The organism is Enterobacter cloacae complex sp. 397G4 (assembly GCF_050031515.1).
In the GTDB taxonomy this organism is placed as follows: Bacteria; Pseudomonadota; Gammaproteobacteria; order Enterobacterales; family Enterobacteriaceae; genus Enterobacter; species Enterobacter hormaechei_C.
On the sequence record NZ_JBLGWE010000001.1, the window covers coordinates 1,546,474 to 1,561,471 of the forward strand.

Below are 14,998 nucleotides of genomic sequence, written 5' to 3' on the forward strand. Positions count from 1 at the left end.
GTCAATTTATGTCAAATGAGGTAAAAGTCGCAGTGTAATGGAAATAAGCTGCAACGGTTGAGCTACTGTTGAAAAAAATCCAGGGAAAATCCGTAAAATGAGAAAACGTTGATGATTTTATCGCCTGAAAGATTAGGAATAATCTGGATGAACTAAATGGCGATGACGCGCACTATTAGCATTTACAGGTGAAAATCTGGAGTTATTTGAACGAGATAGCTGGTGCTGGAAATGTTCTGTTACAGGAAAGGTCGCATTAGACATCGTGAATGACAAAGAGTTTCACAGAATTTTTTGATATATTTAAAACTTACGGACTTACTTGAAGCACATTTGAGGTGGTTATGAAAAAAATTGCATGTCTTTCAGCACTGGCAGCTGTTCTGGCTGTTTCCGCAGGTACCGCTGTAGCGGCAACTTCTACTGTAACCGGTGGTTACGCTCAGAGCGATATGCAGGGCGTGATGAACAAAACCAACGGTTTCAACCTGAAGTACCGTTACGAGCAAGACAACAACCCGCTGGGTGTGATCGGTTCTTTCACTTACACCGAGAAAGATCGTACTGAAAATGGCTCTTACAATAAAGGTCAGTACTACGGCATCACCGCGGGTCCTGCTTACCGCCTGAATGACTGGGCAAGCATCTACGGTGTTGTAGGTGTTGGCTACGGTAAATTCCAGCAGACCGAAAACCAGGGTCTGAACCGTACTGCAAGCAACAGCGACTATGGTTTCTCCTATGGCGCAGGTATGCAGTTCAACCCAATCGAAAACGTTGCTCTGGACTTCTCCTATGAGCAGAGCCGTATCCGCAACGTTGACGTTGGCACCTGGATCGCGGGCGTAGGTTACCGCTTCTAATCACTTCGGTGAGCCAGTAAAAAATCCGCCCAATGTGGCGGATTTTTTTTGTTTGTACCCTCTCCTCGTGGGAGAGGGCCGGTGAGGGCATCAGCCCGCACGAAACGGCAGAAATTACTTACTCTTAATATCGAAAATATCCGTCCCAAGATGGTTATAGTCGACTTTCTGTAACTTAAAGTTGGTAATGTAAACTGGCGGGCCCTTCTTCCCGGAGATAAACGGGTAATCATTTTTTATCTCTTTCGCCTTAATCCCCGTCCATTGTGAGAAGAATTTCAGGAAATCGTTCGCGGAACGGCGCGCTTTGATGATGCGATGCGTTTTGTCATCACTCGACAGCACCATAAACGGTACCTGGAAGTTTTGCTGGAACTTGTCATCGTGTGCCAGATACTGCACCTGTTTACCGCGCTCCTTAAATGCCAGACCGTGGTCAGAGAAATAGACCATCGAGAAGCTGTCGCCGCTGTTGCGCAGCTGTGCGTACAGCTTGCTGAGCAGATCGTCGGTTTGCGTCATGGTGTAGAGATAACACGAGGTCTCTTTGGATTGCACAAACTCCGCATATTTTCCCCCGGTACGATCGCATGCCTGCGGGTGTGACCCCATCAGGTGCAGGACAATCAGCTGCGGCTGGGTGCGCTGAGTAGCAAAGACCTGCGCCGTCATTTTTAGCAACGCTTCATCTTTTGTGTTTTTATCGGCTTCGAAATCACCGCTTTTCAGGAACTGTACCTCGTCGGCACGCTTCGCGATGCTGGCGATGGCGGTATCATACTCGCCGATCTGTCCCTGGTTAGAGAACCACCATGTCTGAAAACCTGCCCGGTTGGCCAGGGTGACAAAATTATCCTGAAACTGCGGTTTTCCATCCACCACGCGGTTGAGCGTCAGACCGAGTGATTTCTGCGTCGAGCCGCTGGCCGCCACGTAGTCGGTAAACAGCGTACCGTTAACGGAGCTGGCAAACGGCGTGTTATCCCAGTGACCGCCAAACGCGCCGAGCGCATCGCGACGCGCGCTTTCCCCGATCACCACCACGTAAGTGTGATACTTCGGTTTCACCGCCAGCACGTTCCAGGTATCTTTCATGGTGGAAAGCTCGGCCATACGCGCCTGCTCGTCGAGCACTTCCTCGTTATTCACCACCACGTCTTTGACGAAGCGAAACACCGGATACCCGGTATCTTTAAGCTTAAACACGCCGCCCCAGGCCAGATTTTGTACCGGTGCAACAAAAAACGTCACCACGCTAAAGGCCAGGCACAGGCTTTCAATTTTACCCCATGCCTTTTTCCCGACGGGCTTACGACGAACCGCAATCACGCCGAGGGCAAAAATGAAAAGGCCAACCACGTAGTTGTACCAAGGAAAGATCGTCAAGATCTCTGTGGACTCTTCCATATTGGTGGAGTGGAGCGCCAGCAGAGTATTAAAGTTCGGCGCGCCATAGGCTTGGCCAAACGGGAAATAGGCGGCAGCAATCAGAGAACAGATCCCGATAAGCACTTTCTGCACGCGCGGTGCGCTTCGCCAGAGCAGGTGAAGAATACAGGTGAATCCGACGGCATAAAGCAGGCTAAAGGGGTAGCCAAGAGCAAAGTTAATCAACAGCGATTGCAAAAAATAGAATCCCGTCCACGGGCTTAAGGCCCGGCTGCGGGTAACAAGTGTATCAATCAGGGTTACGTTCATAGATCACTATCACGAAAACGCCATGTGCTCACCCTGGCGTCAAGGGTCAAAGCCTGCCGGACAGTGCGTGGAAAGGGAATGAGAGGTCCGCTTCAGCGAGCCGCAAATTGTGCAGGGCTGCAAGAAGATAGTGCGAGCGTGAATTAAGGTCAACAGTTGCTAAACAGATGTTTTGCGAAGGGGGCTGCAAATCCGCAAAAATAATCGGGAACAGGCCAGTTTACAACGTAAGTGTGACGTGAAAATGAAGCGGCGTACCGCGACGCCGCTTAGTGGGAAGAATTGTCGTCGTGCTGCGGTTTGGCGTTAAACATATCGCACAGCATGTTCAACAGCATCAGGCGCACTTTAAAAGGAGAGTGGGTAAACACGTTCATACACCTCTTGAATTCATTCATAAGACCTCCTGATTCATGATCCCTTCGATCCGTGAAGGGTGACTGCATTACATACAGATATAGCACAGGCTATATTGTATAGCTATGGCTAATTCGTTAATTTTTTGTGCTTGTAGAGCTATGGTTTACAATGTGCGCTCCGTTACAGGGCGCTGGAAGCGTCAACCCCATTGAGGAAGCACAATGAACCGTCGCGCAGGTAAGCCAACAACAAAAAAAACGACGCAACTGGTGAACGTTGAAGAGCATGTGGAAGGCTTCCGCCAGGTGCGTGAGGCGCACCGCCGGGAGCTGATTGATGATTATGTCGAACTGATCTCTGATCTGATCCGTGAGGTTGGAGAAGCGCGCCAGGTGGATATGGCCGCACGCCTGGGGGTGTCGCAGCCAACCGTTGCCAAAATGTTAAAACGTCTGGCGTCGGTCGGGCTGATCGAAATGATCCCCTGGCGCGGGGTGTTTCTCACCGCTGAGGGCGAGAAGCTGGCGCAGGAGAGCCGCGAGCGACACCAGATCGTCGAGAATTTTTTACTGGTGCTGGGCGTCAGCCCGGAAATTGCCCGTCGGGATGCCGAAGGTATGGAACACCACGTCAGTGAAGAGACGCTGTTGAAGTTCCGCGAGTTTACGCTCAAATACGGTCCCTCCGCTGAATGAACATCCCCGGCTTGCAGGCCCTGAAACGCGATCGCTTTTTCCATCTTTTACTGATCACTGGCGTTGGGCTCAGCGTCTTTGTGCCCTTCACGCCGCACACCTGGCCGGCGGCCATAGACTGGCGCACCATTATTACTCTGAGCGGTTTGATGATGCTCACCAAAGGCGTGGAGCTGAGCGGCTATTTTGACGTGCTGGGGCGCAAAATGGTGCGCCGCTTCGCCACCGAGCGCAAACTGGCCCTGTTCATGGTCTTTTCGGCGGCGCTGTTGTCGACGTTTCTCACTAATGACGTGGCGCTTTTTATCGTGGTGCCGCTTACGCTCACGCTGCGTAAGCTGTGCGAAATACCGGTTACCCGTCTGATTATCTTTGAAGCGCTGGCCGTCAATGCGGGCTCGCTGCTCACGCCTATCGGTAACCCGCAGAACATTCTGCTGTGGGGACGCTCCGGCCTGTCGTTTACCGCGTTTACCGGGCAGATGGCGCCGCTGGCGCTGGCGATCGTGGCGTCGCTGCTGGCGGTGGGCTGGTTTGCTTTCCCGAATAAATCGTTGCAGTACCACAGCGGTACAACCGGCCCCCAGTGGCAGCCGCGTCTCGTCTGGAGCTGCCTGGGGCTGTATATCGTTTTCCTTATCGCTCTGGAGTTAAACCAGGCGCTGGCGGGCGCGCTGCTGGTGGCGTGCGGCTTCCTGTTCCTCGCCCGGCGGGTGCTGGTGAGCGTTGACTGGACGCTGCTGCTGGTGTTTATGGCGATGTTTATTGACGTCCATCTCCTGATCCAGCTTCCGGTATTGCAGAACGTTCTCCATAGCGTCAGCGGTCTGTCGCAGCCGGGATTATGGCTGACGGCGATTGGTCTCTCGCAGGTGATCAGTAACGTGCCGTCCACCATTTTGCTGCTTAACTATGTTCCCCCAACGGTACTGCTGGCGTGGGCGGTCAACGTCGGCGGCTTTGGGCTGCTGCCCGGCTCGCTGGCTAACCTCATCGCCCTGCGGATGGCCAACGATCGCCGCATCTGGTGGCGCTTCCATTTATGGTCAATCCCGATGCTGCTCTGGTCAGCGGCGGTCGGTTTCGGACTATTCCTTCTCATATAGTGCGCAATTTGTCAGTTTTTCCTGGCAAATGTATAGCAACGTCCTAGCTTTAGTGAACGGCATAGTGTGATGCCGCTCACTGACAGGACCGTTGCTGAACTATGGCAGAAGATCAAAACCCACCTGCTGACGAGCAGGATCAAAACAATAACGAGCGCAAGCGCCCGGGGAAAAAACCGTTAATTATCCTTGGCATCGTGGTCATCGTGATGGTGATTGTGGCGCTGGTCTGGTGGTTTTTAACCCGTAACGAAGAGACCACCGACGACGCCTTCACCGACGGCGACGTAGTGACCATTGCCCCAAAAACGGCAGGCTACGTCACCGAACTTCGCGTGCGGGATAACCAGCGCGTGAAGAAAGGGGATGTGCTGGTGGTGATCGATCCGCGTGATACCACCGCCCAGCGCGATCAGGCCCAGGCCCAGCTTGGGCTGGCGGTTGCGCAGTTGCACCAGGCGCAGGCGCAGCTGGCGCTCTCGAAGGTGCAATATCCCGCCCAGCGCGATGAAGCCAAAGCCCAGGTACTGAAAGCCCAGGCGGATATGGCCAACGCGCAGGCGGAGTACCGCCGTCAGCGCGGCGTTGACCCGCGCGCGACCACGCAACAAAGTATCGATGCCGCGAACGCTCAACTGAGGAGTGCCCAGGCGGGTCTGGCCAGCGCGCAGGCGCAGCTGGAAGTGGCGGAGCAGGTTCAGCTGCAAATCCGCCAGCAGGAGACCAACGTCGAAGCCCGCGAACGGCAGGTCGATCAGGCCAGAGCGCAGCTGGAAACCGCCAACCTGAACCTCTCTTATACCGAAGTCCGTGCCCCGTTCGACGGTTTTGTCACCAAACGCAACGTCCAGCCCGGTACGCTGGTGCAGGCAGGTACGGCGCTGTTCTCGCTGGTTTCCCCGAACGTGTGGGTGGTGGCGAACTTCAAGGAGTCGCAGCTTGAGCGCATGAAGCCGGGCGACAAAGTGACCGTGTCCGTCGATGCCTGGCCGGATATGGAGCTGGAAGGCCATATCGACAGCATCCAGCAGGGCAGCGGCTCGCGCTTCTCCGCCTTCCCGTCGGAAAACGCCACCGGTAACTTTGTGAAGATCGTTCAGCGCGTGCCGGTGAAAATCGTCATTGATAAAGGGCTGGATCCGAACAAGCCGCTGCCGCTGGGGCTGTCGGTTGAACCGAAGGTCACCGTGGAATGACGGATCACAGCCACGATAACTGGAAGCCCGCCAGTAACCCGTGGGCGGTGGCGATTGTGGTCACCCTGGCGGTGTTTATGGAAATTCTGGACACCACCATCGTCAACGTGGCGTTGCCCCACGTCGCGGGGTCGCTCTCGGCCAGCTATGACGAATCCACCTGGGTGCTCACCAGCTACCTGGTGGCGAACGGCATCGTGCTGCCGATTTCGGCCTTTCTGAGCCGCCTGTTTGGTCGCAAGCAGTTCTTCCTGATCTGCATTGTGATGTTCACCATCTGCTCGTTCCTGTGCGGCATCGCCACCGAGCTATGGCAAATCATCCTGTTCCGCGTGATGCAGGGGTTCTTTGGCGGCGGGTTGCAGCCTACCCAGCAGTCGGTGCTACTCGACTACTTTAAGCCGGAGGACAGGGGCAAAGCCTTTGGCCTTTCATCCATTGCCATTATCGTCGCGCCGGTACTCGGCCCCACGCTGGGGGGCTGGATCACCGATAACTACTCCTGGCGTTGGGTGTTCTTTATCAATATCCCGGTAGGGATTGTGACGGTGCTGGCTATCTATCAGCTGCTGGAAGATCCGCCGTGGGAGAAAAAGTCGGAAGAGAAGCTCACCGTCGACTGGACGGGGATCGGCCTCATCGCCCTCGGTCTTGGCTGTTTGCAGGTGATGCTCGACCGGGGCGAAGATGATGACTGGTTCTATTCGAACTTTATCCGCACCTTCGCAGTACTGACGCTGGTCGGCATTATCGGCGCGATCTACTGGCTGATGTATGCCAGAAAGCCGGTGGTGGATCTGCACTGTATGAAGGACCGCAACTTTGCGATCTCCAGCCTGCTGATGGCGGGGATGGCGATGATCCTGTACGGCAGTTCGGTGGTTATTCCGCAGCTGGCGCAGCAGGATTTGGGCTATACCGCCACCTGGTCCGGGCTGGTGCTCTCGCCCGGCGCGGTGCTGATTGTGCTGACCATCCCGCTGGTGCTGAAGCTGATGCCGGTGGTGCAGACGCGCTGGATCATCGCCTTCGGCTTTACCTGCCTGGCGGTGTCGTTCTTCTGGTCCCGCACGCTGACGCCGGATATCGACTTCGAAACGCTGGTGCTGTTCCGCAGCGCGCAGTCGATAGGGCTGGGGTTCCTGTTTGTGCCGCTGACCACCATCGCCTTTATCTCGATCCCGAGGCGGCTTAACGCCGACGCGGCGGCGCTGTTTACCATGTTCCGCAACGTGGCCGGCTCGATTGGGATTTCTCTCTCGACGGCGGCGATCACCGAGCGCTCGCAGGCGCACAGCGCGCATCTGGCTTACCACGCTTCGCCGTTTAACGAGCAGTTCCAGCTGGCGATTCGCGAAAGCGCCCAGGCGATCCAGAACTTCACCACTCAGGTGGGCGATCCGACCGGCATTGCCACCGGGCGGATGTACCAGACGATGATCGAGCAGTCGCGCTTTCTGGCCTACATCGACGTCTTCACCATTCTGAGCGCGGTGGCCCTATTACTGATTCCGTTTTGTTTGTTGCTCTCGCCGGTTAAGAGCGAGGGGAGTGCAGGAGCACACTGATGATACACAGACGTTTACACCCCCTGATGATAATGATGCTGCTGGTGGGCTGCGCCGTCGGGCCGGACTACCAACAGCCTGAACCGCCCGCCAGCACGCACTGGAACGATAAGGGCGACAGCGCGGTGAAATCGCAAACTTCCTCCGCGGCCACTAACCCGCGCTGGTGGAAAACCTTCGGCTCGCCGCAGCTCGACAGCCTGATTGAACGCGCCATCGCCGGGAATCTGACGCTACAGCAAACGGTATTACGCATTGCCGGCGCGCGCGAACAGATTAACCAGGCCGGCGGGGCGTTTTTCCCGTCGGTGAATGGCAATGTGCAGGCGACGCGCCAGCAGCTTGGGCTGGAAGGGGAGCTGAAATCCCACGGCGTGTATGACCAGTTGAATAATGTCGATCCTGAACTGCGGGGCGCGTTAGGCCCGCTGACGCAGCCGATAAACCTCTATCAGGGCAGCTTCGACGCCCAGTGGGAAATCGACCTGTGGGGCAAGGTGCGCCGTCAGGTAGAAGCGGCCGAGGCGCAGCAGCGGGCGGCGATCGAGCAGCGTAACGATGCGCTGGTCTCGCTGGAAGCCGAAGTGGCGCGGGCGTGGCTACAGCTGCGTGGGGCGCAGAGCATCATTGCCACGCTTAATACGCAAATTGAAAGCGCACAGCAGACGCTGGATCTGACCGAAAGCCGCCAGCGGGGCGGGCTGTCGCCGCAGATGGACGTGGAGAACGCCCGGGCGCAGCTGGGCAATCTTGAAGCGCAGCTGCCGCAGTATCAGGCGCAGGAACGCCAGGCGATGAACGGGCTGGCGATCCTGCTCGGCAAACCGCCGGGCGCGCTGGATGCCGAACTGCAATCCGTGCAGCCGATGCCTGCCCTGCCAGATATTGTGCAGACCGGTATTCCGTCCACCCTGGCGCGCCGTCGCCCGGACGTGCGCGAAGCCGAGGCGAATCTCCATGCCGCCACGGCGCAGATTGGCGTCTCGGTGGCAGAACTGTTCCCGAGCTTTACCCTCTCCGGACAGTTTGGCCTGCGCAACAGTGAATCTAACTGGCTGACCGACTGGAGCAGCCACTTCTACAGCTTTGGCCCGCAGGTTTCCATACCGATTTTCCAGGGCGGTCGGCTGGTCTCCAGCGTCAAGGTGGCGCGCGCGCAGCAGGGGGCGGCAGTGCTGGACTATCGCCAGACGGTACTGACGGCGCTCGGCGACGTTGAAAACGCGCTGGTGAGCTATCGCACCGACCAGCAGCGTGAAGCGGGCCTGGCGAAAACCATCGACGCGCTGCAAAACGCCTTTGATCTCGCCAGCGACAGCTACCGGCAGGGGATCGCCAGCTTTATTGACGTGCTGGACGCCCAGCGTCAGCTCGCTCAGGCCGAACAGCAGCGGGCGCAGGCGCAGGTGCAGAGCGCGCTTGATCTGGTGGCGCTCTACAAAGCCCTCGGCGGCGGCTGGGAGCCGTATCAGCAGGTGCGGCTGCCAGACTACAGCGTCTTTGGCGACGCCCCACGCGGATAGATTCAGAGGATTGGGCAAGAAACGGACAGGAACGCCACATTCGCGATGGCTGGGGGGCGGGTATAACTAACAGACACCCAATCGACATGCGAGGAAAGCGTTATGCGTTATCAAAAACTGGGCAATACCGGACTGTTTGTTTCTGAACTCTGCCTCGGCACCATGACCTTCGGCGGTGAAGGCGGCATGTGGGGCAAAATTGGTCAGCTTCAGCAAAGCGACGCCGAGCAGCTGGTGGGCCGCGCGCTGGACGCCGGGATCAATTTTATCGACACGGCAGATGTCTACTCGGAAGGGCGTTCAGAGGAGATCACCGGGCAGGCGCTGAAGAACCTGAAAATTCCGCGCGAAAACGTGGTCGTTGCCACCAAGGTGTTCGGTGAAACCGGCACAGCGGGGGTGAACTCGCGCGGTAGCTCGCGCTATCACATCATCAGCGGCGTGAAGGAGAGCCTGCGTCGCTTGCAGCTGGATCATATCGATCTCTATCAGCTACACGGTTTCGACCCCGCGACCCCCATCGAGGAGACGCTTTACGCGCTGGATAATCTTGTGCAGCACGGTCACGTACGCTATATCGGCGTCTCGAACTGGGCGGCATGGCAGATTGCCAAAGCGCTCGGCATCTCTGAGCGTCTGGGGCTGGCGCGTTTTGCCTCATTGCAGGCGTACTACACCATCGCCGGGCGCGACCTTGAGCGCGAACTGGTGCCGATGATGCAGAGCGAAGGCGTCGGGTTGATGGTATGGAGCCCGCTGGCGGGTGGTCTGCTGAGCGGAAAATACGATCGCGACGGGCAGAGCGCGGCCGGTAGTCGTCGCCTGGCGTTCGACTTCCCGCCAGTGAATAAAGATCGCGCCTTCGACTGCGTGGACGTGATGCGTACCATCGCCGAAAGTAAAGGCGTTTCCGTGGCGCAAATCGCGCTGGCGTGGCTGCTGCACCAGAAGGCGGTGACCAGCGTCATCATCGGAGCGAAACGGGTCGATCAGTTGGATGACAACATTGCCGCAACCGGCATTCAGCTGAGCGATGATGAGCTGAAACAGCTGGATGCGGTCAGCGCGCTGCCGCGCGAGTATCCTGGCTGGATGCTGGAGCGCCAGGGCGAGTACCGTCGCAATCAGTTAGCGCAACAATAACCTTTCTTTCCCCGGTGGCGCTTGCGCTTACCGGGGCTGCGTTCCCTTGTAATGACATATTAACGTTATGTCACTACACGAAATACCAATGGGCTGTTCTCTTCTTCCGCTGTTTCAGTATGCCAGCTTTACGAACGCACAGGGCGGTACCCGGGAAGAATCACTCCGGGCCAATGCGTGCGTTTCATTAATGCGCGCATCCGTGTATTAAGGATTGCCTTAATCCTCTCCAAATGATACTAATTATCATTCTTATTATAAAAATAATGGCAGTTTAAAATATCTGGCAAGGATGTGAGCTTAACGATCGATCACTTTTACGTTAGGCATGTATTAGGGAATGGGTATGAGAATTATCAAGATCTTCTGGCCGCTCACTGCGCTCCTGGCAGGGTTGAACAGTCAGGTATCACTGGCAAAATCCTCCGATGATAACGACGAGACCCTGGTGGTGGAAGCCACCGCTGAGCAGGTACTCAAACAGCAGCCGGGCGTGTCGATTATTACCAGCGAAGATATTAAAAAGAACCCTCCGGTCAACGATCTCTCCGATATTATTCGCAAAATGCCCGGTGTCAATCTGACCGGCAACAGCGCCTCGGGTACACGTGGTAATAACCGCCAGATCGACATTCGCGGCATGGGGCCGGAGAACACCTTAATTTTAATTGATGGTGTGCCGGTGACGTCGCGCAACGCCGTGCGTTATAGCTGGCGTGGAGAGCGTGATACCCGCGGCGACACCAACTGGGTGCCACCGGAACAGGTTGAGCGTATTGAAGTGATCCGCGGCCCTGCGGCGGCACGCTACGGTTCGGGCGCAGCGGGCGGGGTGGTGAACATCATTACCAAACGCCCTACCAACGACTGGCACGGTTCGCTGTCGTTATACACCAACCAGCCGGAAAGCAGCGACGAAGGCGCTACGCGTCGCGCCAACTTCAGCCTTAGCGGGCCGCTGGCTGGCGATGCGCTGACCATGCGCCTGTACGGAAACCTGAATAAAACCGATGCCGACAGCTGGGATATTAACTCCTCGGCCGGTACGAAAAACGCGGCCGGGCATGAAGGGGTGCGCAACAAAGATATTAACGGCGTTGTCTCGTGGAAATTAAATCCGCAGCAAATTATCGATTTCGAAGCCGGATATAGCCGCCAGGGGAATATCTATGCGGGCGATACGCAAAACAGTTCTTCCAGTGCCGTCACTGAAAGCCTGGCGAAATCCGGCGAAGAGACGAACCGCCTGTACCGGCAGAATTATGGCATTACACATAATGGTATCTGGGACTGGGGTCAAAGCCGTTTTGGTGTCTATTACGAGAAAACCAATAACACCCGCATGAATGAAGGATTATCCGGAGGCGGTGAAGGGCGTATTTCGGCGGATGAAAAGTTCACGACCAATCGCCTGAGCTCCTGGCGAACCAGCGGCGAGCTTAATATTCCGCTGAATGCGCTGGTCGATCAAACGCTGACCGTGGGTGCGGAGTGGAGCCGCGATGAGCTCGACGATCCTTCCTCTACCAGCCTGACCGTGGATGACAGTGATATCGGCGGCATTTCTGGCTCGGCTGCGGATCGCAGCAGTAAAAACCATTCCCAAATCAGTGCGCTGTATATTGAAGATAATATTGAGCCGGTTCCCGGCACGAATATCATTCCCGGCCTGCGCTTTGATTATCTCAACGATTCCGGCGGTAACTTCAGCCCCAGCCTGAACCTCTCGCAGGAATTGGGGGATTACTTCAAAGTCAAAGCGGGGATTGCCCGAACCTTTAAAGCACCAAACCTGTATCAATCCAGCGAAGGTTATCTGCTCTACTCGAAAGGCAACGGTTGTCCAAAAGATATTACATCGGGCGGCTGCTACCTGATCGGTAATAAAGATCTCGATCCGGAAATCAGCATCAATAAAGAAATTGGGCTGGAGTTCGCCTGGGAAGATTACCATGCCAGCGTGACCTACTTCCGCAATGACTACCAGAATAAGATCGTGGCCGGCGATAATGTTATCGGGCAAACCGCTTCCGGCGCATATATTCTCCAGTGGCAGAACGGCGGGAAAGCGCTGGTGGACGGTATCGAAGCCAGCATGGCGTTCCCGCTGGTGAAAGATCGTCTGAACTGGAATACCAATGCCACCTGGATGATCACCTCGGAGCAAAAAGACACCGGTAACCCGCTGTCGATCATCCCGAAATACACCATTAATAACTCGCTTGACTGGACCATCACCCAGGCGTTCTCTGCCAGCGTCAACTGGACGTTATACGGCAGACAAAAACCGCGTACTCATTCGGAAACTCGTAGTGAAGATACTGGCGGTCTGTCGGGTAAAGAGCTGGGCGCTTATTCGCTGGTGGGGACGAACTTCAATTACGATATTAATAAAAATCTGCGTCTTAACGTTGGTGTCAGCAATATCTTAGATAAACAGATTTACCGATCTTCCGAAGGGGCGAATACCTATAACGAGCCTGGCCGGGCTTATTATGCCGGTGTTACCGCGTCATTTTGATCGTAGTGTTACAGGTGTACTGCCCGCGTCAAGGCGGGCAGTATTTAGCGGCTTAATGAATGACAGCCTGCTGTGTTACCTGCGTTTTCACCACTGATATCTAACAGCGCTCCGCGGAAGGAGGCGTTGAACATCGGCCCGTGTCCCAGGTTTGGGAAATCCCAAAAGGCGGCATTGACGCCTTTATCTTCCAGCGTGGCGAGGGTGGCATGAATTTTCGTCAGCACTCCGGCAGCATGCGTTTCCCGGTTATCGCCCGGCGTCGCCGAACCTTCCATTATCATCAGGCGCCTGGCGCAGTATTGCGACGGCTCAACCGCCGTGATGCGGCTCAGTAGCGCATCATGGCCTCTGCCCAACGACGGGCTGGCGCTGTAATACGTCCGGAAATAAGGGGAAGACAGCCATGCATCCAGCACGAACAGGCCGCCGTAGGAGTGCCCCCACAGGCCGCGACGCTGCCGATCGATATTCAATCCCTGTTCCACCTTTGGCGCTATACGCGTTTCCAGTAACTGGCCAAAGTCGTTGCTACCCCCACTCTTACGGCTAAAACGCCCGTTGCGGGTATCCGTTTTGCCGCTTTCTGCTGCTGGCGTATAGTCGTAGGCCCTGCCGTTGAGATCGAAGGGGAGGTTGGTCTGATACCCGACAGCCACAATCACCGGCGGTGATTTTTCTGCCAGCTGTTTGAGCAGGTCGTCGTTCAGGCGGTCCATAACTGCGTTGCCGTCGAGCATATATAAAATCGGGTAGCCCGACGCCGGTGCGGCTTTATTTGGCACGGCCGTCCATACCCGATAATGGCGGCTGCCATCGGCGGAGTCGAACGAGTTGACGCTGAAATGGTAAAACGCAGAGCCTTTATCGGCGATATTCGGCCCCAGTGGCTGCATATCCGGCTTTGCGAAAGCGTGCGCATTCCAGATAAGGGTGAGACCAGAAAGAAGAGTGACAAGCGCCTTGCGTGAGCGTGTTGGGCGATACTCGCGGGCATACATCTGATGTTTATTCCTTTTCCGCAGGTGACATTTTCTTTATTCAGGAAGCCTGTACAGTTGCCTGAAAGTGTTCGCGGGTCAAGTCAACCCTGGAGTAAACCAAGCCCGTCAATCAGTGCGCCGCGCCACCATGCGTAATCGTGACCCCCGGTGTACATTGCGCAATGGCTGTCTACGCCAGCGGTAAGCAACTGCTGATGCAGCCGCTGAACGTGGGGTACCGTCGAACCTTCCAGCGATCCCACGCACAGGCGGATGCGCACGCCCTGCGGCGGGGCAGAAAGCAGATGTTCGCTCACCCATGACGAATCGGTTTCGCTGAACACGTTTGGCCGGCTGGCACCCTCTGGCGTCCACCACATCGAAGGGGAGTGGCTGAGCGCCAGCCCGAACGTTTCCGGTGCGTAACGAGCGGCCATGAGCGCGCTGACCCCGCCGAGGCTCTGTCCGGCCAGCACGGTGCGCGAACGGTCTGCCCACCGCCGCTGCGGGTGTTCGGCGCGGATCGTCGGCAACAACTGGCCGGCGATATCCTTTATCAGCTCGCTGCGCCCGCCGAGTATCGCAGTTCGCTCGTGTTCATCGATATTATCGATGCCAAGTACAGCCACAGGCACGATGCGTCCGTTGTTTATGGCGGCGTCAATTGCCGCGCATACGCCAAGGTGATCGAACCAGGTTTCACCATCGGGCAGTACCACCAGGCCGAGGGGCTGCGAAACATCAACGTCCGGCAGATAGAGCCGAACCCGGCGCGATTCCCCGGCGAGAGTGCGCGCCGAGGTAAGCAATTGCCCGCTGGGTGACCCGCCGCGCCATTCGGACTGGGCGGGGGCTTTATCAAGCGCCAGCACCGACTCCTGTGTGCTTCCCCGAACGTTGATCCCCGGCGTTTTGTTTAGCGGATCGGCGTGCCCGACGAGGGTAGCAAAGCGGCCTCCGGACTGTGCAATCGTCTCGGCCGGGGTGCCGGGGGGGATTTCCACCAGCGAATAGGAGCCGCAGTAGCTTGCAGGTAAACGCAGTGTCAGAGTCCAGATATCCGTCGCGGGAAGGGCGGTCATCATCCCTTTCGCCACGTGCTCTTTATCCGTCACCCGATTCAGACGCAGATAAACGCCCTGTAGAGGGTGCCTGGCGCGCCACAGAAATGTCACATCACGCTCGTCTTTCGCTCCGTCGACTGGCGTCACCAGCGGTACATTTAGCGACTCAGCGTCTCGCCAGAAGTCAGAAAGGTTAGCAATGTGGCCTGCTGCCAGCTGGCTGCGCAGCCTGGCGATAGCAGAGGGATGTTGTTGCATGTTCAGCATTCACTCTCTTT

The 14,998-nt window shown here is 56.6% G+C and carries 12 protein-coding genes; 8 read left to right on the top strand and 4 right to left on the bottom strand.

Translation table 11 applies throughout. The features are described 5' to 3' along the window. Positions 1-344 precede the first annotated feature (344 nt). Complete coding sequence (gene ompX / locus ACQG1Y_RS07365; protein WP_003858450.1) at positions 345-863, top strand: outer membrane protein OmpX; 519 nt, start codon at positions 345-347, stop codon at positions 861-863. Positions 864-977: 114 nt separating this feature from the next. Here ompX and ACQG1Y_RS07370 read toward each other — a convergent pair whose 3' ends face one another. Further along, positions 978-2,561 (bottom strand): phosphoethanolamine transferase, encoded by a 1,584-nt coding sequence (locus ACQG1Y_RS07370; RefSeq protein ID WP_032653046.1) that lies wholly within the window; start codon positions 2,559-2,561, stop codon positions 978-980. Positions 2,562-2,830: 269 nt separating this feature from the next. Further along, a complete protein-coding gene (mntS, locus tag ACQG1Y_RS07375; protein WP_368740469.1) occupies positions 2,831-2,959 on the bottom strand; it encodes a manganase accumulation protein MntS in 129 nt (42 codons plus the stop codon). Positions 2,960-3,142: 183 nt separating this feature from the next. On the opposite strand from mntS, the gene mntR reads away from it, so the two are divergent. The 7 genes from mntR (at position 3,143) to iroN (ending at position 12,673) form a co-directional block, all read left to right on the top strand. Continuing rightward, positions 3,143-3,616, top strand: a complete 474-nt coding sequence (gene mntR, locus ACQG1Y_RS07380; protein WP_015571059.1) for a manganese-binding transcriptional regulator MntR — start codon at positions 3,143-3,145, stop codon at positions 3,614-3,616. Next, complete coding sequence (locus ACQG1Y_RS07385; RefSeq protein WP_017384914.1) at positions 3,613-4,722, top strand: anion transporter; 1,110 nt, start codon at positions 3,613-3,615, stop codon at positions 4,720-4,722. The genes mntR and ACQG1Y_RS07385 overlap by 4 nt, the downstream gene beginning before the upstream one ends. Positions 4,723-4,823: 101 nt before the next feature. Next, entirely contained in the window at positions 4,824-5,918 is a 1,095-nt protein-coding gene (locus ACQG1Y_RS07390; RefSeq protein ID WP_015571057.1) for an HlyD family secretion protein, read from the top strand. Then, complete coding sequence (locus tag ACQG1Y_RS07395) at positions 5,915-7,486, top strand: DHA2 family efflux MFS transporter permease subunit (protein WP_015571056.1); 1,572 nt, start codon at positions 5,915-5,917, stop codon at positions 7,484-7,486. Before ACQG1Y_RS07390 ends, ACQG1Y_RS07395 begins: the two co-directional genes overlap by 4 nt. Next, entirely contained in the window at positions 7,486-9,009 is a 1,524-nt protein-coding gene (locus ACQG1Y_RS07400; RefSeq protein WP_063847782.1) for an efflux transporter outer membrane subunit, read from the top strand. Before ACQG1Y_RS07395 ends, ACQG1Y_RS07400 begins: the two co-directional genes overlap by 1 nt. Positions 9,010-9,111: 102 nt before the next feature. Further along, positions 9,112-10,152 (top strand): aldo/keto reductase, encoded by a 1,041-nt coding sequence (locus tag ACQG1Y_RS07405; RefSeq protein ID WP_015571054.1) that lies wholly within the window; start codon positions 9,112-9,114, stop codon positions 10,150-10,152. A 346-nt stretch (positions 10,153-10,498) separates the two neighbouring features. Then, positions 10,499-12,673, top strand: coding sequence for a siderophore salmochelin receptor IroN (gene iroN / locus ACQG1Y_RS07410; RefSeq protein ID WP_023296162.1), 2,175 nt, complete (start codon positions 10,499-10,501; stop codon positions 12,671-12,673). Between the two features lie 44 nt (positions 12,674-12,717). On the opposite strand, the gene ACQG1Y_RS07415 is transcribed toward iroN, so the two are convergent. Both ACQG1Y_RS07415 and ACQG1Y_RS07420 read right to left on the bottom strand, forming a co-directional pair. Next, complete coding sequence (locus ACQG1Y_RS07415) at positions 12,718-13,674, bottom strand: alpha/beta hydrolase (RefSeq protein WP_368740471.1); 957 nt, start codon at positions 13,672-13,674, stop codon at positions 12,718-12,720. Positions 13,675-13,757: 83 nt separating this feature from the next. Further along, positions 13,758-14,987 (bottom strand): esterase family protein, encoded by a 1,230-nt coding sequence (locus ACQG1Y_RS07420; protein WP_032102662.1) that lies wholly within the window; start codon positions 14,985-14,987, stop codon positions 13,758-13,760. Positions 14,988-14,998: the final 11 nt, after the last annotated feature.

Excerpts from the sequence above, each read along its gene's own strand:
- ompX (WP_003858450.1), top strand. The coding sequence starts at position 345 with ATGAAAAAAATTGCATGTCTTTCAGCACTGGCAGCTGTTCTGGCTGTT.
- ACQG1Y_RS07370 (WP_032653046.1), bottom strand. The coding sequence starts at position 2,561 with ATGAACGTAACCCTGATTGATACACTTGTTACCCGCAGCCGGGCCTTA.
- mntS (WP_368740469.1), bottom strand. The coding sequence starts at position 2,959 with ATGAATGAATTCAAGAGGTGTATGAACGTGTTTACCCACTCTCCTTTT.
- mntR (WP_015571059.1), top strand. The coding sequence starts at position 3,143 with ATGAACCGTCGCGCAGGTAAGCCAACAACAAAAAAAACGACGCAACTG.
- ACQG1Y_RS07385 (WP_017384914.1), top strand. The coding sequence starts at position 3,613 with ATGAACATCCCCGGCTTGCAGGCCCTGAAACGCGATCGCTTTTTCCAT.
- ACQG1Y_RS07390 (WP_015571057.1), top strand. The coding sequence starts at position 4,824 with ATGGCAGAAGATCAAAACCCACCTGCTGACGAGCAGGATCAAAACAAT.
- ACQG1Y_RS07395 (WP_015571056.1), top strand. The coding sequence starts at position 5,915 with ATGACGGATCACAGCCACGATAACTGGAAGCCCGCCAGTAACCCGTGG.
- ACQG1Y_RS07400 (WP_063847782.1), top strand. The coding sequence starts at position 7,486 with ATGATACACAGACGTTTACACCCCCTGATGATAATGATGCTGCTGGTG.
- ACQG1Y_RS07405 (WP_015571054.1), top strand. The coding sequence starts at position 9,112 with ATGCGTTATCAAAAACTGGGCAATACCGGACTGTTTGTTTCTGAACTC.
- iroN (WP_023296162.1), top strand. The coding sequence starts at position 10,499 with ATGAGAATTATCAAGATCTTCTGGCCGCTCACTGCGCTCCTGGCAGGG.
- ACQG1Y_RS07415 (WP_368740471.1), bottom strand. The coding sequence starts at position 13,674 with ATGTATGCCCGCGAGTATCGCCCAACACGCTCACGCAAGGCGCTTGTC.
- ACQG1Y_RS07420 (WP_032102662.1), bottom strand. The coding sequence starts at position 14,987 with ATGCTGAACATGCAACAACATCCCTCTGCTATCGCCAGGCTGCGCAGC.